General features: G+C 40.3%; 12 protein-coding genes. 9 read left to right on the forward strand and 3 right to left on the reverse strand.

Annotated features, from left to right (window positions below):
• Positions 1-81 precede the first annotated feature (81 nt).
• From K358_RS0105580 to K358_RS0105590, 3 genes are read right to left on the reverse strand one after another with little or no spacing between them, the layout of a single operon-like run.
• Positions 82-2,718, reverse strand: coding sequence for an MlaD family protein (locus K358_RS0105580; protein WP_027695892.1), 2,637 nt, complete (start codon positions 2,716-2,718; stop codon positions 82-84).
• Positions 2,711-4,027 (reverse strand): paraquat-inducible protein A, encoded by a 1,317-nt coding sequence (locus tag K358_RS0105585; RefSeq protein WP_280456398.1) that lies wholly within the window; start codon positions 4,025-4,027, stop codon positions 2,711-2,713. Before K358_RS0105585 ends, K358_RS0105580 begins: the two co-directional genes overlap by 8 nt.
• A gap of 8 nt (positions 4,028-4,035) precedes the next feature.
• Positions 4,036-5,835 carry an ABC transporter ATP-binding protein gene (locus tag K358_RS0105590; RefSeq protein WP_425315032.1) on the reverse strand — a complete coding sequence of 600 codons (1,800 nt, stop codon included), beginning with the start codon at positions 5,833-5,835 and terminating at the stop codon, positions 4,036-4,038.
• A 90-nt stretch (positions 5,836-5,925) separates the two neighbouring features.
• Here K358_RS0105590 and K358_RS0105595 point away from each other — a divergent pair, with 90 nt between their 5' ends.
• The 9 genes from K358_RS0105595 to rlmKL all read left to right on the forward strand — a co-directional run bounded on the left by K358_RS0105595 (position 5,926) and on the right by rlmKL (position 22,823).
• Positions 5,926-6,393 (forward strand): GAF domain-containing protein, encoded by a 468-nt coding sequence (locus K358_RS0105595; RefSeq protein ID WP_027695895.1) that lies wholly within the window; start codon positions 5,926-5,928, stop codon positions 6,391-6,393.
• 197 nt (positions 6,394-6,590) lie between these two features.
• Positions 6,591-7,226: an RNA chaperone ProQ gene (gene proQ / locus K358_RS0105600; protein ID WP_027695896.1), complete on the forward strand. Its 636-nt coding sequence runs from the start codon at positions 6,591-6,593 to the stop codon at positions 7,224-7,226.
• A 16-nt stretch (positions 7,227-7,242) separates the two neighbouring features.
• Positions 7,243-9,249 carry a carboxy terminal-processing peptidase gene (gene prc / locus K358_RS0105605; RefSeq protein ID WP_027695897.1) on the forward strand — a complete coding sequence of 669 codons (2,007 nt, stop codon included), beginning with the start codon at positions 7,243-7,245 and terminating at the stop codon, positions 9,247-9,249.
• Between the two features lie 183 nt (positions 9,250-9,432).
• A complete protein-coding gene (locus tag K358_RS0105610; protein ID WP_027695898.1) occupies positions 9,433-10,101 on the forward strand; it encodes a hypothetical protein in 669 nt (222 codons plus the stop codon).
• Positions 10,102-10,251: 150 nt separating this feature from the next.
• Positions 10,252-12,858 carry an aminopeptidase N gene (gene pepN / locus K358_RS0105615; RefSeq protein ID WP_027695899.1) on the forward strand — a complete coding sequence of 869 codons (2,607 nt, stop codon included), beginning with the start codon at positions 10,252-10,254 and terminating at the stop codon, positions 12,856-12,858.
• A gap of 452 nt (positions 12,859-13,310) precedes the next feature.
• Entirely contained in the window at positions 13,311-18,155 is a 4,845-nt protein-coding gene (locus K358_RS0105620; protein ID WP_027695900.1) for an NAD-glutamate dehydrogenase, read from the forward strand.
• A 165-nt stretch (positions 18,156-18,320) separates the two neighbouring features.
• Positions 18,321-19,331: a quinone-dependent dihydroorotate dehydrogenase gene (gene pyrD / locus K358_RS0105625; RefSeq protein ID WP_027695901.1), complete on the forward strand. Its 1,011-nt coding sequence runs from the start codon at positions 18,321-18,323 to the stop codon at positions 19,329-19,331.
• 163 nt (positions 19,332-19,494) lie between these two features.
• Positions 19,495-20,037: a cell division protein ZapC gene (locus K358_RS0105630; RefSeq protein ID WP_027695902.1), complete on the forward strand. Its 543-nt coding sequence runs from the start codon at positions 19,495-19,497 to the stop codon at positions 20,035-20,037.
• A gap of 647 nt (positions 20,038-20,684) precedes the next feature.
• Positions 20,685-22,823 (forward strand): bifunctional 23S rRNA (guanine(2069)-N(7))-methyltransferase RlmK/23S rRNA (guanine(2445)-N(2))-methyltransferase RlmL, encoded by a 2,139-nt coding sequence (gene rlmKL, locus K358_RS0105635; protein WP_027695903.1) that lies wholly within the window; start codon positions 20,685-20,687, stop codon positions 22,821-22,823.
• Positions 22,824-22,828 lie beyond the last annotated feature (5 nt).

Consider the following 22,828-nt stretch of genomic DNA (forward strand, 5'->3'; position numbering starts at 1 on the left):
GCGAATTTTAACTGATATAAAAAAAAATGCAGCTGATTTAACAGCTGCACTTTCGGTTAATTTACTTTTTGACCTCGGCGACTACTTGGGTATTGCTAATTGCCAAGTGAGCCACTCTGGTTCAGGCTCTTTATTGAGTAAGAATGTAGACTCTACCGCTGCTTTGGGCTGTAAGGATTCATCGTCTGGTGTCGCAAAGGCAATACCACCACGTAGTACGTTATCTACTGTTCCTGCTTTTATGTTTGCGCCAGATAAACCAATGCTTACATTCACCCCTGAAACATTCCAAAATACTGAGTTTTTACGGATCAGGTAAGCATACTTAGGCTTAACCTCAATGGTGGTAATGACTCGGTCAGCGAGATCACCCAGTTCGACACTGGTTACATGACCAATTTCAAAATCACGATAGAGAATCGGTGCGCCAACTTTTACTGAAGAACGACTTAAATTCTGTAAGTAGAAAGTGGTGCCACTGGTCGATTTTTCATGAGTCTCAAGATTGAAGGTGTAACTGAGTTGAGTTGAATCAGAAGGAGATACCTCGATATATGGGCTTAATATAGTATCGATGTGTTTTGCTCCAGAGAGACCAATTTCAGGCGAAACTACCCAGAAATGACTGTCTTTCTTGGCGATGTTATCGACGTACTCAGGGAAAATGCGCGCTGAAATCTCAACATTTTTACCCGGGAAATTAAGGTGAACTAGAGTCACTTCGCCAACTTGAACACCTTGATACTTAATCGGCATGCCTTTGGCGACGGTTTCATTTTCTTTTGTCACTAGGGTGATTTTACGTCCAAACTGGCGAGCGGATTTGTAATCTTGATATAAAATCCAGTTATCATTGAGTTTATTCTCAACGCCTGCCAAGTTATCAAACGAGATTCCACCTTTAAGCAAGCTGGAGATAGGTGACGCGGTCACGTTTAAGCCGCTTAAGTTAGCATCGATTTTAACGCCAGAGTGGTTCCAGAATACCGTTTGTTTGGTGAGTAAGTGCTTGTAGCGGTTTTCGATTCGAACTTGAATCTTAACGCCGCCATCAACCAATGAAAATTGTGAAACTTTACCGACTTCTAAATTGCGGTACAAAATGGGACTACCAATCGAAACGGGAGGTAGGCTAGCCGCGAATAATGTTAAGCCGGTTGAGCCTGCCGTTTCATACTTAGCAAGATCGGCCAACGGCTTACTTGCATATAAATGGTATTCTGAATTGATCTTGTCATCACCAAGACTATCAAAGCTGACAGAGCCTGCTAGAAGGCGTTTAATAGGAGGCATCGAGACGTTAATGCCAGTACCTGTAAAGCTTGCGTCGACGCTGGAGGTGATAAAGAATCGGCTTTTAGATTTAACTAGGTGCTGGTATTGAGTATCAATTTGAGCATTAAAACGAACGCGTTCACCATCAAGATAAATCTTATTGATATTACCTACGGGAATGCCACGATAGAGAATTTGTGTCCCTTCTTCTAAACCGTAGGTATCGTCTGCCGCTAAATTAATTTGTGTGGTTTGGTGTGAAGCTCGTAGTAATTCATTCTTTTTTACAACATTAAAATGACGCGCTCGCTGCCCTGTGCCGGGTACTAAGCTAAGAAAATTACCGCGGATGAAGTTGCTGACATTTTTCATTTCAGTCAAAGAAAGTTTGGCTTCTTCTAAAACAAAATGAGAGCCAGTATTTAACGCATCCGAAAACGCAGGCTGAATCGCGGCAGAGGCGACCACTTTGCTTTTGTCATCAGACAAGCTGATATCAGTAATTTGACCGACTTCGATGCCTTTGTACATGATAGGGGCGTTAGCTGAAATATTGCTGTTGTCTGGCACATCCATGGTAATTCGAATGCCACGACCCGCAGTTTTAATATCAGGATAGAGTTTATAAACTTTATCTGCGCTAATCGGTTGGCCATCTTCTGGGGAATCTACCGCAATGGCTCCCATGAGCAATGAATTCAAACTTTCTAGTTGCACATCGACACCATTAAACCCAACACTTGCACTGACGCCACTCACATTCCAAAAGCGACTGTCTGAATTAACAATATGGGCATATTCTTGCTTAATCGATATCTGAATTTTTACTGAGCTTGTATCGTCGGCTAGGGTGAAATCGGTGACTTCGCCGATCGGAATTTTTCTAAACATGATTTTAGAACCGACAGAAATGGACCCTAAGTCTTTGGAGGTTAGAGTAATATTGACGCCATTCTGTGCTCGGATATCCATCGGTTCTTCTTTTAGTGCAGTGTACTCCTTTGAGATATCGTGTTTTTTGCCATTCATGGCATTTTCTGCCGGTTGAATAGCAATATAGTTACCGGAGACAAGCGCATCAAGACCAGTAATGCCACTTAAATTTGCCTTGGGCTTTACCAACCAAAAACGGGTGTTTTTAGATAAAAGTTTGGTGGCTTTAGGGTAAATATCGGCGGCGACATAAATGTCTTTTAAATTGTCCGATAAGCTAATTTTACGGACGATCCCAACTTCTAAGCCTTGATAACGAATCGTCGTTCTACCTTCAATAAGCCCTTGAGCATTGGTAAAGTGAATTTGGATACGTTGACCCATTTCACTATAACTTTTATAGCCAAGCCAGCCTGCAAGACATAAAGCGATGACCGGCAAAATCCATAGTGGCGATATTTTACGGTCTTGCTTTAGTTTGACTTGGTTTTCTGGTGTTTCATTATTCATAAGAGGATTCATTCTTATTGTTGGTTTTAGATGGTATATCCCAAATTAGGCGGGGATCTAAGCTTTCAGCTGCGCACATGGTTAATACCACTACTGCAGCAAATGCTATTGCGGCAGGGCCGGGTGAAAAATCTAGAATTTGGTCACGGTCGACAAGTGCAATGGTGGTAGCTATTACAAAAAGATCTAAGATTGACCATTTTCCTATCCACTTTACAAAGAGATAGAGTTTCATTCTTTTATATTGATCGAGTGATGAGTTTAGTTGTATGTAGATCAAAATATAAGCTAAACCCACAACTTTAGCTACAGGGACTAAAATACTGGCCACGAAAATCACAATGGCGATGGGTGTGTGGCCTTTAGTTAAGCTTACAACGCCCGAGAAGATGGTATCTTGATAACGAATGCCATTACTGAAAATAATCGATATTTCTAGAAAGTTGGAAGGAATAAGAAATACGGTTGCCGCAATTAAAAATGCCCATGTTTTTTGGGTAGAGCGTGGTTTTCTATAAATGAGAGGGCTATGACAGCGTAGGCAGTTGTCACTTTTAGCTTGAGATAGATGGCAGTGCTGACAATGAGATTCAACAGCCGTAATATTCAACTCATTACTGGGGCTCCAAGCTTCCCAATAACGGCGGACACTCATACGTACAATTAAGGTAATAGCAATTATTTGCGATAAGGTGATACAAATTAAACCAATTTGTGGGGTAACGGTGGAGTACTCAAGAAGTTTGAAAGCCGCTACCGCAATACTTAATAAGAAAACATCAATCATCCACCAGTGTTTTACTTTTTGATAAGTGACAAGAGAGTATTTAAACACGGTAAAATCTTTATGTTTTAATCCCCAATGCGCCCCAATCACAGAAGCAAACAGCAGCATGGGAATCACAGATGAACATAGGAAAATTAAAATCCCAAGGGCATAAAAGCCTTCATTAAATAGTGCAAATGCGCCTGAAACGAGCGTAGATGAAAAATTCACATTAATGAGACGTATTGTAATAAAGGGGATAAATAAAGCAGGGATGAAAAATAGTAAACCACTAAAAGCCAGCATTAAGTTGGTATTGAGTAAGAAGTCCTTGCCACGGTAAAGCAAAGTATCGCACCTAGGGCAGTGTGCATTAATTCCTAAGCGTAAATCTCGGGTGACGACTTTCATATCACAACAAGGACAAATAATTGAGGGTTGAGCTTGCTGGGTGATGTTTGGCGCATAATCCGAAGAAAGGTTGGATAGATTATCCTCACCTCTAACTTTGGAATTCATGTCGTGAACATTATCAGCGCTCATATTGCTCTCTACTTATATGCTAAGTTGTCATACTTGTCTTTTTCGGCGTTACCGTATAACGTTTGGTACAAGCCGTCTTCAACCACTAGTTCTCGGTGAGTGCCACTTTGAATAACCTTGCCGTCTTCTAAAACATAGATAAGGTCAGCCTGCTGTACCGCAGACAAACGATGGGCAACGATAAGCGTCGTACGACCTTCAAGAAAGGCATTCATCGCTTTGTGTAATCTTGATTCTGTCGCAGTATCTAAAGCGGATGTCGCTTCATCTAATATCACAAATTGCGGATTGGTTAGTAGCATACGAGCAATTGATAGTCGCTGCCTTTGCCCACCGGATAACCGAACGCCTTGTCGACCCACCTGGGTATCTAAACCTTCAGAAAGTTGAGTGATCACATCATCTAGCTGGGCAACTTCTAATACATGCCATAAAGCACTGTCAGGAAGCTCACTACCAAGTGTCAGGTTTTTCCTGAGGGTGTCATTAAATAGGATAGGTTGCTGTAATACAACTGCTATTTGATCTCGAATCACTTCATAACCAATGTTATCGGCATTTTCACCGTTAAATTGGATTGTGCCGCTTTGTGGTTGGTATACGCCGATAAGTAGCTGAATTAACGTTGACTTTCCTCCGCCGCTTGCGCCAACAAGCGCCACTTTCTTGCCCGCAGGTATCGTTAGGCTCAAATGGTCTAATACTTGTGATTCATCGTTATATGCAAAGCAAACATTATTGATCTTGATATCAATAGGTTTATCAGCTTCAAATGGGTTAACTGTCGAGGTTGGACGATGTTCTTCTTCCATTTGTAATAATAAGTTGATGCGCTGCAATGCGGCTTTAGCGCTGTACCACGAAAACTGAACGCCCAGTAGTTCTTGAACGGGCCCTAACATAAACCACAAATAACCAAAGACGGCAAAAATTTGACCAATAGTCAGGTCGCTAAATAGCACCATTAACATGGCAACAGCACGGAATAGCTCAAACCCTAGAAGGAAGAGTAGGAAGGACAAACGTCCAGCCGCTTCAGATTGCCAGGCAAATTTATCTGCATCTTGGCGTATTTCATCTGCTTGTTGTTTTAATTGTTCTAGATAGAGCTTTTCTTTATTTGATGCTCGTAACTGATAAATACCATCAAGTACTTCAATCAAACGATTTTGAAAACGCTCAAAGGATTGGTTTTCCCTTTGTTTCAAGTGCTTAACTTTACTACCAAGCTTGCGCGAAAAGTAGATGACGATAGGGTTGACCAATAAAATAAATAACCCTAATCGCCAGTCTAACCAAAGCAATACAATAGCGGTGCCAAAAACGGTCAAAAAGCTGATGATGAATTTACTGAGAGTGGTTCCAATAAAAGCATCTATGGTTTCAACATCGGTAATTAAATGGGAATTAATGCCGCCACTACCACGGGTTTCATATTGCTGAATGCTAATTAATCCGAGCTTATCGAGCATTCTAGAACGAATGTGGTAGGTGATGGTTTTTGACACCAAAGTAAACTGCCGGCTCTGCACAATATTAAGAAGTTGGCTCACGGTGCGCATTAGTACGATCAGCAAAAAAACAAAACCAATATATCCGGTTGGATTTTGCAGTGAATGGGGTAAAAGCGCATTCATAAACTCAATGCCACCAGATGGTTTATTGAGTAAGACCTCATCGACCATTAAAGGCATTAATAGAGGAATAGGCACACTGATAATAGTCGCCAAAATTGCTACCACATTGGCAAAGATTAATTTACCCTTATGTTTCTTAACTTGAGTGAATAACCAACTCTGGTTAATCATATGCCTATCGTTATTATTCATATTTGATAATGATTCCTATTTCCGATGTAAGGCATTGTACGTAAATTGAAAAAAGATGGAAGACAAAGCATGAGTCTAAAGATGTACCAGCGTATTACAGCTCAAGTAAAAGCATTAATTGAATCTGAACCGGATCTTATTGCCAACTTAGCTAATATTAGCTCGTTATTGAACATGGAATTAGAAGAAATTAATTGGGTTGGCTTTTATTTGTTAAAAGACGACCAGCTGGTATTAGGACCTTTTCAAGGATTACCAGCTTGTGTACGTATTCCATTAGGAAAAGGTGTGTGTGGTACTGCAGCAGCAGGGAATAGTGTGCAGCGCATTTATGATGTTCATCAGTTTGAAGGCCATATTGCTTGCGATGCCCAAAGTAATTCGGAACTTGTTATCCCATTTTCGGTCAATAATAAAGTGGTTGGCGTTTTAGATATAGATAGCCCAAATATTGGCCGTTTTTCGGAAGAAGATGAGCAAGGATTGGTCGCAATGATGAAAGAAGTTGAGTTAATATTGCAAACTCACTTTAAATAACAAAATCACGTTAATTAAATAAATAGTACGAAACGTGCATTTTTTGAGTGAAAAAAAAACTTTTTATCACCATATAGTCATAATAACCCATGTTAATTTGCACGTGTTGGTGGTTTTTCATTTTCATCTCACTATAATAGCGTGAATTATTTATACGAACACCCGTGCGGATGAGACCGCACCAACCAGGAACCCTCATGGAAAACACTGAAAAGTTAAAGAACAGCAAAGAAGTCATTGCCTATATTGCTGAACGTTTCCCACAATGCTTTACTTTAGAAGGCGAAGCAAAGCCTTTAAAAATTGGTATCTTTCAAGATCTTGCAGAGCGTCTAAGCGAAGATCCTAAAGTAAGTAAAACTCAATTGCGTGCTGCTTTACGTCAATACACGTCATCTTGGCGTTACCTTCACGGCGTAAAATTAGGCGCAACTCGTGTTGACCTTGATGGTAATGCATGCGGTGAGTTAGAAGCCGAACATGTTGAGCATGCTCAAACGACACTTGCAGAAAGTAAAGCGCGTGTTCAAGCTCGTCGTAAAGAGCAAGCGGATAAAAACCGTGAAGAAAGAGCAGCTAAAGCTAAAGCAAAAACGACACCAAAAGCGCCACGTAAGCCAAAAGCTGAATCTAAAAAGCCTGCTCAAAAAGCACCTGTCGTTGAAACTCGTGAATTGAAATCAGATGAAATTGTCATCGGTAAAGATATCAATGTAAACATGGGTCAAGGCAACATGGCTGCAACGATTGTTGAGATTAATAAAGACGATGTTCGTGTCCGTCTTGCTAACGGCTTACAAATGGTCGTAAAAGCGGAGCACTTGCGCGTATAAAAGGATATTCCTACGCATGAATTGCCGATTAAAAGTTTCACTACTTGCTGCTAGCTTAACGCTAGCAGCAAACTCTGCATTTGCTGTACAGCCGACGATCAGCGAGTCACAGATTCCTACTCTGGCTCCTGAATCTCAGCATGCAATTGCAAGTCAGCGAGTCGCTAAACGTTTTACTCGTTCTCATTACAAACACTTCAGCCTAGATGATGCTTTTTCTAAAGGTATTTTCGACCGTTACTTAGAATCTCTCGATTACAATCGTAATATTTTCACTCAAGCGGATATTGATAGTTTCAAACCATTTGAAACGGATATTGATGATCAATTGAAGTCGGGCGATACCAAAGCTGCATTTGATATGTTTAACCTATCAATGAAGCGTCGTTACGAACGTTTTTCTTATGCATTAACCTTGCTCGATAATGAAATCAAGTTTGATACTGATGAGAGAATGGAGCTTGATCGTTCTGAAGCTGCATGGCCTAAGAATACAGCTGAAGTTGATGAGTTATGGCGTCAAAGAGTTAAGTATGATGCGTTAAACCTTAAATTGACGGGTAAAGAATGGCCGGAAATTAAAGAGTTATTAACTAAGCGTTATAATAATGCCATCAAACGAATTACTCAGGCTCATAGTGAAGATGCTTTTCAGATCTACATGAATGCGTTTGCGCGTCAAATTGATCCACACACTAGCTATCTTTCTCCTCGTTCAGCGGATGAATTTCAATCAGAGATGAGCTTGTCGTTAGAAGGAATTGGTGCGGTTTTACAGTCAGAAGATGACTATACTATTATTCGTTCGCTCGTTACGGGTGGCCCTGCAGCAGGATCGAAAGAATTGTCTGAAGGCGATAAAATTATCGCGGTTGGTCAAGATGGTAAGAAGATGGTTGATATCATCGGAATGCGTCTTGATGATGTTGTTCAGCTGATCAAAGGTCCTAAAGGTACTAAAGTTAACCTGCAGATCTTACCGGAAGGAAAGAGTGCAAAAAGTCACGTTGTCACAATTGTGCGTGATAAAATTCGCCTAGAAGACCGTGCTGTTAAATCGAAAGTCATTGAAAAAAGTGGCAAAACAATCGGTGTACTAGAAATTCCAAGTTTCTACGTTGGATTAGCAAAAGATACCAATAAACTGTTGGCTGAATTTAATCAGAAGAAAGTGGATGGTGTGGTTGTTGATTTACGTAACAATGGCGGCGGTGCATTAACAGAAGCCATTGATTTATCAGGTTTATTTATCACGCAAGGACCAGTGGTTCAAGTACGTGATAGTTATGACCGAGTCAATGTCGATAGCGATACCGATGCGGTGGAGCATTACGATGGTCCATTAACAGTATTAATTAACCGCTACAGTGCTTCGGCATCTGAAATTTTTGCTGCAGCGATGCAAGATTACGATCGTGCCATTATTCTTGGCGAAAACTCTTATGGTAAAGGAACGGTACAACAGCATCGTTCGCTAACGCATATTTACGATACGTTCGATCAAGAACTCGGTTACGTTCAATACACGATTCAAAAGTTCTATCGCATCAGCGGTGGTAGCACACAAAGAAAAGGGGTATCACCTGATATTCCATTCCCAAGTGCGATTGCTCCGGAAGATACAGGTGAAAGTGTAGAAGATAATGCTCTGCCTTGGGACCAAATTCCTGCGGCTAACTATACTCCCGTTGAATCGAAAGATGCATTACAAGCTGAAGTCGCGAAATTAACCACTTTACATAAGCAGCGTATTGCTAACGACCTTGAGTTTTCATTTATTCAGCAAAATATTGAGAAATATAAAGCAGAAAAAGATGATACGACGATTTCTTTAAATGAGAAGTTCCGTGAAGCTGAAGTCGATAAAGCGGATAAAGAGCGATTAGAGCGCGTGAATAAGCGTCAAAAATTAGCAGATAAACCAGAGTTTAAAACTTTGGACGATATCCCTAAAGACTATGAAGCTCCAGATGCTTACTTGGACGAAGCTGTCGCTATTACTGCCGATTTATCAAATAGTTAGTTATATTCGTTTTGTTTTATCTATATCAAGCGAGGCCATTTGGCTCTCGCTTTTTTTATTCAATTCAATTTGCCGCTCTTAAAACATACAACTATCCTTAATTCATAGGTTCAAGTCTTTTCCTTTTCGATATGCCTGAGTGAAGAGCCTTTGTCTTGTTTACAATGATACTGGGAGAGGCGGATGAAAAGTTTAATTGTGTTATTAAGTTGTCTTGCCTTAGGGGCCGCAGCGTTCGAGTCACCTAAAAAATATGATATGTTTTTGTTCGATAATCCTTTTTTGATTGGAGAATGGCATGTGATTAACCCTGCACCAGAAACAATTCCAGAAGATTTCTTATCAATTACTTTGGAACTCGAATCGAATTATCAGTTTGGAATACAGATACAGCGTAAAGATAGAACCGTGCATTCATGGTCTGGTGAATATTCCATTGATGATTCTGAAATTGTGCTTGGAGTGGAATCGGAATCCCCACAAACTTATCAATATACAGTTAACCCGAACCAATTGTTACTTAATGGTGTGGCGTTTAGTAAAACAGTACCTGAGCATTTGTCTGGTTACTGGAGAAGTACAGAGGTAAGGGGAAGCGATGTAGAATCTAGCTTTGTTTCAGATATCGATCTTGTACTCTATCCTAATTTTTACTTTTCTATTCAGTCGTTTACATCGAAAGGTAGTAATAAATATCGAGATGGTATTTACTATATTGAAGATAATTATATTTACTTCATTTACAACGATGGTGAACAAGCTTCCCAATATGCGTTAAATTCGCAACAACTTGTTTTGAGTAGCCAGGATGCTGATATGTACATTGCATTTCAGCGCAGTTCTTTGCATTAGCTCTCTCTATAAACTTCAAATTAAGGGTAAAAACCAATCAAACTCGCTCAATAGAGTAACATTGTTAGCATTTAACTAGTGTGGAAATGGGCAAGGTTAATATTTTATGTAAGAATAGTTTTAATCATTCGTACATGAAAAGGACTGAATATGAGCCACCAGCCACAAGCTAAGTATCGCAAAGATTACACTTCTCCAGATTTTACGATTAGCGATCTCGATTTAACTTTTGATTTATTTGATCAAGAGACAACGGTTACAGCTGTCTCTAAAGTGATTAAGCAAAAAGATAACTCAACACTTACCTTAGACGGTGAGCATATGGAGTTGGCTGGTATTCAAGTTGATGGAGTGGAGTGGTCAGCTTATGAGCTTACTCAAACAAACCTCCATATTCATGACTTGCCGAAAGAGTTTGAATTAACCATCGTTACTAAAGTCGATCCATCTTCAAATACGGCATTAGAAGGTTTATATAAATCTGGCGGTGCATTCTGTACTCAATGTGAAGCTGAAGGTTTCCGCCGAATAACTTATTTCCTTGACCGCCCAGATGTGTTGGCAAAATACACCACCACTGTTATTGCGGATAAAGAAATCAATCCTTATTTGCTAAGTAACGGTAACCGAGTGGATAGTGGTGATCTTGATAATGGTCGTCATTGGGTGAAGTGGTCGGATCCACATCCAAAACCATCGTATTTGTTTGCTTTAGTGGCTGGCCAGTTTGATGTATTAAGAGATCAATATACGACAATGTCTGGTCGTAAAGTAGAGTTAGAAATCTTTGTTGATCAAGGTAATCTAGATAGAGCGCCACACGCAATGACTTCACTGATTAATGCAATGAAGTGGGATGAAGAGCGCTTTGGATTAGAGTATGACCTTGATATTTATATGATTGTGGCGGTTGATTTCTTCAACATGGGCGCAATGGAAAACAAAGGTTTGAACGTCTTTAACTCTAAGTACGTATTGGCGAATGACCAAACTGCAACCGATACTGATTACCTAGGCATTGAAGCAGTGATTGGTCATGAATATTTCCATAACTGGACGGGTAACCGAATTACTTGTCGTGATTGGTTTCAATTGAGTCTGAAAGAAGGCTTAACGGTTTTCCGTGATCAAGAGTTTTCTTCCGATCTAGGCTCGCGCGCAGTGAATCGTATTAATAACGTTCGCATCATTCGTGGCCCGCAATTTGCTGAAGATGCCAGCCCAATGTCACACCCAATTCGTCCTGAAAAAGTGATAGAAATGAATAACTTCTATACTTTAACCGTGTATGAAAAAGGTAGCGAAGTGATCCGAATGATCCACACATTACTGGGCGAAGAGAATTTCCAAAAAGGCATGAAACTTTATGTTGAGCGCCATGATGGAACCGCGGCGACTTGTGATGACTTTGTGGCGGCTATGGAAGATGCATCTGGTGTTGATTTACAGCAATTCCGCTTGTGGTATAGCCAATCAGGTACGCCACAAGTAAAAGCGACAACAAGCTATGATCAGCAAAATAACACCTTCACTTTACAGCTGACTCAAGCAACGGCTGCAACACAAGATCAGCCTGAAAAACAAGCTTTGCATATTCCAATGAATGTTGAATTATATGCCCAAGATGGCAGCATCGTTCCTATGGTGGTAAATGGTAAACCAGTCGGCAATGTGTTGAATTTTACCCAAGATGAACAAAGCTTTGTGTTTGAAAATGTCTCAGAAAAGCCAGTTATCTCGTTACTACGTGAGTTCTCTGCGCCAATTAAATTAGAGTACGATTACTCTGATGAAGATCTGATGTTCCTAATGGTCAAAGCACAGAATGAATTTGCTTGTTGGGATGCTGGACAGAACTTGATTGCTAAATACTTACGCCAAAATATCGCTGCATTCCAAACGGACAAAGAATTGTCATTACCACAATCTGTGCTTGATGCTTTTAAAGGTATTTTGTTAAGTGAAACATTGGAGCCTGCCTTTATCGCAGAAATGCTCACGCTACCAAGTCAGAACGAAGTAGCAGGTTGGTTCAAACCGGTTGATGTCGATGCAATCGCTGAGGCACTAGGCTTTATGAAACGTGCCATTGCGGCAGAATTAGTTGAAGAACTAACCGCTATGTACCATAGCTTAAAGCAAGAGCAGTATTCGGTAGAGCATGATTGCATTGGTAAACGATCATTACGTAATACTTGTTTAGCTTATTTGGCAGTGACGGATGAAGGCGAAAAACTGGTCACAGCACAATATCAATCTGCAAATAATATGACAGATACGATGGCGGCGATGAGTTCAGCCAACCAAGCACAATTAGCTTGCCGTGAATCACTAATGAAAGATTTTAGTGATAAGTGGAGTCATGATGGATTGGTAATGGATAAATGGTTTATGCTGCAAGGAACCAATCCTGCAAATAATGCTTTAGAGATGATTAAGCAAACCATGTCTCATACTGCATTTAGCTTGAAAAATCCAAATAGAACGCGCAGCTTGGTTGGTGCTTTCTTTGGACAAAATCCAGTGAACTTCCACGCAATTGATGGTTCGGGTTATCAATTTGCCAGTGAAATCCTTATTCAACTAAATGAAAGTAATCCGCAAGTTGCTTCTCGTATGATCGATCCTTTATTGAAGTATCGCCAATACGATGAAACTCGTCAGACGCTTATTCGTACTGAGTTAGAAAAGTTATCGAAACTTGAGAATCTCGCTAAAGATCTTTATGAAAAAATCAATAAAGCACTAGAGGCGTAAGTCTTAGTCTTAACGATTTTCATAACATTAAGTTGCTAATCTATAAGCAGTCTTCGGGCTGCTTTTTTCGTTTTAACTTTTGGGAAAATGTCTTTGAGAAGCAGCGCGATTTATCATTTTTATGTATAAAAAATACCGACAATCATTTTCCATCTAGAGAAATTGATTGCCATAATCCACTTAAACAGACGTTTTATTCTTATATTGATTATTTTTAAGTGCTTCCAATAAGTGTCTAAGTCACATATTCGACTTTTATCCTGTATATCGATAGGAAACCATTTAACTTTCTATCAATACTACTCTTACAATATACCTGTATCTAAATAACATCTGGTAGCTTTTGGAATAAGACAGTAAAGATTCTAACAAGCCGTTTTTCAGTAGTGTTTGGTACTGTTTCGTAACGTGAACAATATAAAAATAATATCCCCATTTTGTGGAGTGTAAAGATGCCAACGAGTGAAAAAGTCACCCCTGTATTACTTGAGAAAGTCTATCAACTTATACAGGACAAATTAGAAGTGGAAACTCAGCCTTTAGTCAGCAAGTTAGCTGAACATCTATACAGTAATATTTCGCAAGATGATCTTTTTCAAAGGAATGAATCTGATCTCTATGGTGCGGTTGTCAGTTTGTGGCAGCACATCTTAGAAAAAGACGCCGACATGGTGTCAGTGAAAGTATTCAACCCAACATTAAGTCGCCAAGGTTGGCAGTCGAGTCATACGGTTATTGAGATAGTCGTTCCTGATTCTGCATTTTTAGTCGATTCAGTCAAAATGGCGATCAATCGCTTAGGTTTAACCAGTCACTTCATGGCCAATGCACCTACTCAAATTAGTAGAAAAAAAGATGAAGTTGTCGCTATCAATGATGGGCAAGGTGACATGCAATCTCTATTTCATATTGAAATAGATCGTTTGAATGACAAAGCTCGAATGTCGGAATTGAAAGACGAATTATTGTCGGTTCTGAAAGATACTCGCTCAGTTGTTGAAGACTGGCACAAGATGAGTGACAAGTTACTACTTGCGATAAAAGAAACCGAAGATAACATAAAAAATATTCCATTAGAGAAAGAAAGACTACAAGAAGACTTAGCATTCCTACGTTGGCTTGGTGAACATAATTTTACCTTTATGGGATACAAAGAATTTGAGCTAAAAGCCACAAAAGGGGACTTAGAGTTAAATCCATCTAAATCTCCCGCACTTGGTTTATTGAAACAAGAAAGTCGCATACGTAGTTACAAACTATCTGAATTGCTTGAATCCGCAAGATTGGAAGTCACCAAGCAAGAATTACTGGTTTTAACAAAAGGCAGTCATGCTTCTACTATTCACCGTCGTGCTTATACCGATTATGTTGGCATCAAAAAGTTTAATGATGAAGGCAAGGTAATTGGAGAGCATCGTTTTGTAGGCTTATACACGTCAGCGGTTTACAACCAAAGTGTCGGTAGCATTCCGCTTATTCGAGATAAAGTCGCGCGTATTTTACAATCAAGTGGTTATCTTAAAGGGTCATATTCCTGGAAAGCACTGCATAATATTTTAGAAAACTACCCAAGAGATGAACTCCTTCAAGCCAGTGAGGAAGAGCTACTTGAAGTGGGTATGGGTGTTGTGCAAATGCAAGACCGCGATTTACTACGTCTGTTTGTTCGTAAAGACCCCTTTGGACGTTTCTTTAGTTGCATGGTCTACGTAACCAAAGAGCGTTACAACACAGAGCTTCGATTTAAGACTCAGCAGATTTTTAAGAACTATTTTAAAAGCGATCAAGATGTTGAGTTTACTACTTATTTTTCGGAAAGCCCGCTAGCAAGAACCCACTATATAGTGCGAGTGGATAATAATAATCAAGATATCAATGTTAAAACGATTGAGAGGGATCTAATGGAAGCGTCTTCATCTTGGGATGATCGTTTAATCCAATCTATTATGGGTAATTTTGGCGAAAATCAAGGCACCCAACTGGCTAAGCAATACCAGGATGCTTTCCCTCGCTCATATAAAGAAGCCACATTAGCTGGTGGTACAGCCGTTGCCGATATTGAACTCTTGGAATCTTTAAATGAAGATAAAAAGTTGGGAATGTTGTTTTACCGCCCACAAGAAGTCAGAGCCGATTCAAAAGCCGTACGCTTGAAACTGTATCACCGTGATGAGCCGATCCATCTTTCTGATGTGATGCCAATGCTTGAAAATCTAGGTTTACGCGTGATCGGGGAATCTCCATATGAGATCGAAAAAGCCGATGGTACTGTTTTTTGGATCTTAGATTTCTCAATGCTGCACCGCGGTGATCAAAAAGTCGATCTTCGTGAAGCGCAAGATCGTTTCCAACAAGCTTTTGCTGCAATTTGGTCTGGCGATCTAGAGAGCGATGGTTTTAATAGATTGATTCTTTCTGCAGGTTTAACGGGAAGAGAAGTTACAATCTTGCGCAGTTATGCACGTTATATGCGTCAAGTTGGTTTCCCATTTAGTCAGCAATACATTGAAGATACGTTGTCTAATCATCCTAAATTGGCACAAGCCTTAGTTGCCTTATTTGTTAAGCGATTTGATCCTAGTGTTAAAGCTAGAGCGAAAGCGGAAGATAAACTGGTTTCATCCATTAAAGAACAACTAGAGAAAGTTGAAAGCTTAGATGATGATCGAATCATTCGTCGTTATATGGAAATGATCCAAGCAACCATCAGAACAAACTTCTACCAAACTGATGAACATGGTAGCGAGAAGCCATGGTTAGCACTGAAATTGATGCCGAGAAATATTCCAGAAATTCCAGCGCCTGTGCCTGAGTTTGAGATCTTTGTTTATGCTCCGGATGTGGAAGGTGTGCATCTACGTGCTGGCAAAGTCGCTCGTGGTGGTCTGCGTTGGTCAGATCGCCAAGAAGATTTCCGTACTGAAATTTTAGGCTTGGTTAAAGCACAACAAGTTAAAAATACCGTGATTGTTCCAGTAGGGGCAAAAGGTGGATTTGTCTGTAAGCGTCAACAAAATTTCACCACTCGAGATGAAATTTTTGCAGAAGGGCAACGTTGCTATAAGCGTTTTATTCGCGCGTTATTGGATGTGTCTGACAATATTATTGAAGGCGAAATTGTACCACCAACTAATGTAGTTCGACATGATGCCGATGATGCTTATCTTGTTGTGGCGGCTGATAAAGGAACCGCAACCTTCTCCGATATTGCCAACTCAGTGTCGGCTGAATACAACTTTTGGTTAGGTGATGCCTTTGCCTCTGGTGGTTCAAATGGCTATGACCATAAGGCGATGGGGATTACCGCCAAAGGTGGTTGGGAGTCGGTTAAACGCCACTTCCGTGAAATGGGGATTAATTGCCAAACTACTGATTTTTCCTGTGTTGCGATTGGTGATATGGCCGGTGATGTATTTGGTAATGGCATGTTGTTATCTAAGCACATTCGCCTTCAAGCGGCCTTTAACCACATGCATATCTTTATTGATCCAAACCCAGATTCAGCAAGCAGCTGGAAAGAAAGGGATCGTTTGTTCAAATTACCAAGATCGAGTTGGGAAGATTATGATCAAAGCTTGATCTCGCAAGGGGGGGGGATATTCTCAAGACGTTCCAAGTCGATCTCGTTGACCCCTGAGATCCAAAAAATGGTTGGTACGCAAAAGCAATCTGTAACGCCAACAGAATTGATCAAGTTACTGTTGAAAATGAATGTTGATCTACTGTGGAACGGTGGTATCGGCACTTACATTAAATCGTCAGAAGAAAATCATTCCGATGTTGGTGACAGAGCCAATGATGGTCTGCGTATTGATGGTCGTGAACTACGTGCAAAAGTTGTCGGTGAAGGTGGTAACTTAGGTATGACACAGCTTGGTCGTATTGAATACGCACTCACTGGCGGCCGAGTAAATACCGACTTTGTTGATAACGTTGGTGGTGTAGATTGTTCTGATAATGAAGTGAACATTAAGATCTTCTTGAATACGCTAGTCAGCAATGGCGATCTTACCATCAAGCAGCGTAATGAAGTACTTAATAGTATGGAAGGCGAAATTAGCGAGATTGTTTTAGAAGATGCGTACTGCCAGTCAGAGTCTATTTCGGTGAGTGAGTACCAAGGTACCGCTCAAGTGAAAGAACAAATTCGCTTTATTCATACATTAGAAAAGCTTGGTAAATTAGATCGAGCTTTAGAATATATTCCTGATGATGAAACTTTACTGGAGAGGGAGAAGCAGGGCAAAGGGCTAACTCGACCTGAGCTTTCAGTATTGATTGCCTACGCTAAAATGGTACTTAAAGAGCAACTCGCTTGTGAAGAGATTGCCACTGACCCATTTAATGCACAATTGTTGACTAATTACTTCCCAACCAAGTTACGCCGTAACTATGGTTCGTACATGAATCAACATCCATTGAAGCAAGAAATTATCGCGACGTCACTTGCCAATCAAATGGTCAATGAGATGGGCTGTAATTTTATCTCGCGTTTGCATGATGAAACTGGAGCTAGTGTAATAGATATTACCAATGCCTATGTTGCTGCTAGAGAAATATTTGATGCTGGTTCTATGTTTGAGAAGGTGCGAAGCCTAGATAACACTGCTACAGCGAAAGTACAGTATGAGTTATTGATGTCTTTGCGTCGTATTTTGCGCCGATCATCGCGTTGGCTATTGCGAAATCGTATGCTGAAGTTAAGTGTTAATGAGATCATTCAACACTACCAAGCTGATGTGGTTGCTGTTCAGTCGGGAATTGATGATTATTTAGTCAGTGATGAAGTGAAAGAGCACAATCAGCAAGCTCAGTCTTGGATAAAACAAGGTGTCGATTCTGAATTGGCCAATAAAATCGCTCGTTTAACTAGCTTGTATTCTGCTTTAGATATTTCTACGGTAGCCGCTGAATGTGAGGTGACGATTGAGCAAACCGCTAAGATGTATTTCACTTTAGGTGATCGATTATCACTGCATTGGTTCTTGAATCAAATCAATAATCAACCGGTTGATAACCATTGGCAAGCACTTGCTCGTGCAACGTTCCGTGAAGATCTAGATTGGCAGCAACGCAATTTAACATTACAAGTTCTTTCTTGCCGTTGTGATGATAAGCAAGGTAGGAAAGTAGAGAGTGAGTTAACTGATTGGCTGGAGTCTAACCGATCATCACTAGAACGTTGGGAAAATATTTTGAATGAATTCAAAGTAGGCTCCGCACATGAATTCGCTAAGTTTTCCGTCGCACTTCGTGAACTTATGCTTTTAAACTTAAATTGTGCCGCTAATAGGTAATCACATAGGTGACCGCGTAACTAATGTTTTGTATTTTAGCTTTGATCTCATCTATAACAACATGAGATCAAAGCACTGCAAACGATTGCAGTAGTATAAGACTGATAACAAAGGTATACTTCGCCCCGGAATTTCGGGGCTTTTTTGATCTTATTTGGAGGAAATATGCTTTACCGTATCGCCAGAGCTGGCTTGTTTAAATTCAATGCAGAAACGGCACATGAATTAGCGATTAAGAATTTAAGAAGACTCAATGGAACACCTTTAGACTTTTTCTTCCGCCAAAATCTACCAACTCGTTCTGTTGAAGTGATGGGACTGACATTTAAGAACCCAGTCGGCCTTGCTGCTGGAATGGATAAAAATGGTGAATGCATTGATGCTTTTGGCGCGATGGGGTTTGGTTTTTTAGAAATTGGTACTGTGACGCCACGTGCACAACCAGGCAATGACAAACCACGCTGTTTCCGAATAGTCGAAGCTGAAGGAATAATCAACCGTATGGGGTTCAATAACGAAGGTGTTGATGCACTTATTGAAAATGTGAAGCAATCAAACTTCGATGGCATCCTAGGTATCAATATTGGTAAGAATAAAGATACGCCAATTGAAAAGGGTACGGAAGACTACCTAATCTGTATGGAAAAAGTTTATCCATATGCAGGTTATATTGCGGCGAATATTTCTTCTCCAAACACTCCTGGGTTACGTACTCTACAATACGGTGAAGCTTTGGATGAATTATTGTCAGCATTAAAAGAAAAACAAGCGGAGTTGGCTAAGCAATACGGTAAGTATGTTCCGTTAGCGTTAAAAATTGCCCCAGATTTAACCGATGATGAATTAAAGCAAATCTGTGACTCACTGAAGAAGTATAAGATTGATGGTGTTATTGCAACCAACACAACATTGGATCGTACTTTAGTTGACGGTATGAAAAATGCCAATGAAACAGGGGGCTTAAGTGGTCGTCCTGTTCAATCGAAAAGTACTGAAGTGATCCGTCAGCTTTATAAAGAGCTAGGTGAAGAGATCCCAATCATTGGTGTTGGTGGTATTGATTCTTATATCGCAGCTAAAGAGAAAATGCTAGCCGGTGCTAAGCTTGTTCAAGTCTATTCTGGTTTTATTTACAAAGGCCCAGCATTGATCAAAGACATTGTTAAAAATATTTAAAGATCAAGAAAAAGATCCTGCCTAAAAATCGATTTCAGCCTGAAAAGAGGAACATGTTTTCCTCTTTTTTTTTGCCTATCTGTTTGTACAATCTAATAACATCTTATTGGATAGACGAGAAGTGAAGTGTTTATTTCACTTTATTTTTGAAGAGGCTGGAACAATGCTTAAACCGAGTGATACATGGAAATGGTATTACAATGAGACCAACAAGTCCCTTATGCTGGATCTTGGGCAGGACATGGTTTTCAGCGTAAATCTTCCTCAAAAACTTCTAGTAAACAGTGCATTTCAAGAAAATGAATTTTCTGTTGATGATGCATCTAGCTACCATAAATTTAAACAACAAGTTGATGTACTTCCTTTATCAGAACCAAGAAAAGCAGAATTGGCATTAAATAGCGTTGCAGCTCGTCGCTTTCATAAGCCAGTTCAACCTAAGAGTTGGTTCTTCTCTACACAAGGCGGCGATTTTACGCCAGAAGAGGGGGAGATTGTACATTTACGTAATTGTTTCTCTGAGGGCCACTTCATGGTGGTAGAAGTTGGAGAAAGCGCCAGCATTTGTGTCTCTGTATCTTTGCGTGATTTCAGTCTTACAGAGTCCAAAGCGCTTAAATTTGGTGAGTCAATTAAAGTGATGCACGATCGCTTTGCGAAAGCGAACTTACATACTCACTTTGAAACTTATGCAATGGTAGGGTAATTATCTTATCTAAACCTGTTCGTTCCTTGTTGTTCATTTGGTCGGCCTTAGTGCCGGCTTTTTTTTGTCTAAAATTTCCCACCTATCGCTAACGTATTCAGTTAACAACTTCCTAAAAACCAAATGAAATCGCCTTAGTTTGACTATCGATTTATCAGCTAACCGCTCTGAATAAGCAATTAAACTGTGAATAGAGCAAAATAAAAGCGATAAAAAGACAGTTTTTAAGCAAAAATGAAAGCTTTTTTAAGCTTTATTCCATCGTATTTCTTTCTCTTAAAGTGAAAAAATTCCGCATTTAAGCTGATTTGGTAATAAATTTACACTGTAAAACTCTTTCTGGTATAGACCAGTTTGGTGTGGTTTTTTATGTGAATAAGTATTCACTTCCGCCTTGGTGTTGATTTTTTATATATGCGCATGCTGCATATTTAAGTGAAGCGAAGTTAGCGCGAATGTACTAGTTGTATAGGATTTAAGTGCTGGACTTAGATGTGCAGGTGGATATTTGAAGTGTTAAATGATGAATGTGGAAAAATATGATGACTTTTCTGTGATATTCGATGCTTAAAGCATGTAGGTGGTCGCATAAGGTGGGGGTTTCGTTATATAATCTGACTCCATTTATTACCGTACTGAAAGTTATAATGAATCAATATTTAGCGATAACATCTAATGGCCTTGAAAACTTGCTCGCTGATGAGCTGACACAACTAGGTGTTACCGATGCAAAACCAGTGCAAGCAGGGGTTCGATTTACTGCTACCAATGTACAACTTTACCGCTGTTGTCTATGGAGCCGCTTGGCTTCTCGTTTCGTATTAATTCTTTCTGAGTTTTACTGTAACGATGATATGGATCTTTATTTATCAGCTTCTGCAGTAAATTGGTCTTCTTATTTCTCGGTGAAAAAGCGTTTAATTGTTGATTTCAATGGTACCAACCGCGAAATCCGCAACAGTCAGTATGGTGCGATGAAAGTAAAAGATGCCATCGTTGATAGCTTTACCAAAAAAGACTTAGGTCGCCCGGAGATCAGCAAAGATCAGCCAGATCTTCGTATCCATGTCCGTTTGCATCGTGATAGAGCGATTCTTGGTATTGATATGGTAGGCCGTGGTTTGCATCAACGTGGATATCGTATTCAAGCCGGTGCAGCGCCATTAAGAGAAACCTTAGCGTGTGCGATTGTTAGTCGTAGTGGTTGGGATAAATCTCAGCCTTTACTCGATCCTATGTGTGGTTCTGGTACTTTGCTTATCGAAGCGGCTTTAATGGCTGCGAATGTGGCTCCTGGTATTCAGCGTGAAGCTTGGGCTTTTGAATCTCTATATGATTTTGAAGCTGAAACTTGGGCTGAAATTAAAGCAGAAGCTAGCGTTCAGGGGCGTAAGGGCATTAAAGCGCTTGGTGACAATCGTTTCTTTGGTATTGATAATGACCGTCGCGTTCTACAAACGGCTAAAGACAATGCTAAGCGTGCTGGTTTAGACGGTGTGATTCAATTCAGCCTAGGTGATGCCGCTAAACTTGAAAAACCACAGGGCTTTACTGAAGGCGTGGTGATTTGTAACCCGCCTTATGGTGAGCGTTTAGGTACGGAACCTGGCCTTATAGCTCTGTATACGTCGTTTGGTGTGCAATTAAAGAGTGAGTTTGCGGGTAGTCAGGCTTCAATCTTCTCTTCAAGTGAAGAGTTATTAAGTTGCCTACGTATGCGCGCGGATAAGCAGTATAAATTGAGTAATGGTGCGTTACCGTGTCACCAGAAAAACTACTCAATTACCGCACGAGTGAATCCAAACGGCGAAACGCTGCGTCATTCAGAAAAAGAAGAGGCACAAATTGCCCCTGATTTCGCTAACCGTTTAAAGAAAAATTTAGCCAAAATTGGTAAATGGGCTAAACGTGAGCAACTAGACTGCTACCGTGCCTATGACGCTGACCTACCTAATTACAATGTAGCGATTGATCTGTATTTAGATCACGTCGTTATTCAAGAGTATGCGCCACCAAAGACCATTCCTGAAGAAGTGGCTAAGCGTCGTTTGACCGATATTATTCGTGCGACGATTCAGGTGTTAGGTGTTGATGCCAATAAAGTCGTTATCAAAACCCGTGAAAAGCAAAAAGGTAAGCGCCAATATCAGAAACTATCGCAAGATTCGGAATACTTAAAAGTGAACGAATATGGCGTACAGCTATTGGTTAACCTGCAAGACTACCTTGATACCGGTCTATTCCTCGATCATAAATTAACCCGTCGTCGTTTAGGCCAAATGGCAGCAGGCAAAGACTTCTTGAACTTATTTGCCTACACGGGTAGTGCAACGGTACATGCCGCGGCTGGTGGAGCGAAAAGTACCACGACAGTTGATATGTCGAATACTTACTTACAATGGGCTCAGCGCAATATGGAGCTCAATGGTTTTACAGGTGAAGCACATCAATTTGAACAAGCGGATTGTTTGCAATGGCTGCAGCATGAAGACAGAACGTTTGATCTGATTTTTATCGATCCACCCACGTTTTCTAACTCAAAACGTATGGAGCAAACCTTCGATATTCAGCGTGACCATTTAATGCTGATGGAAAATCTAAAGCGCTTGATGCGTGAAGATGCCGTGGTGGTCTTTTCGAACAATAAACGCTTATTTAAGATGGATCTTGATGGCTTAGAGCAATTAGGGCTGAAAGCTGAGAATATTTCAGCGAAGACATTGCCGATGGATTTTACGCGTAATAAGCATATCCATAACTGTTGGATCATTACTCATCGTGACTAGGTGAT

The organism is Vibrio litoralis DSM 17657 (genome assembly GCF_000426765.1).
Classification (GTDB): domain Bacteria; phylum Pseudomonadota; class Gammaproteobacteria; order Enterobacterales; family Vibrionaceae; genus Vibrio; species Vibrio litoralis.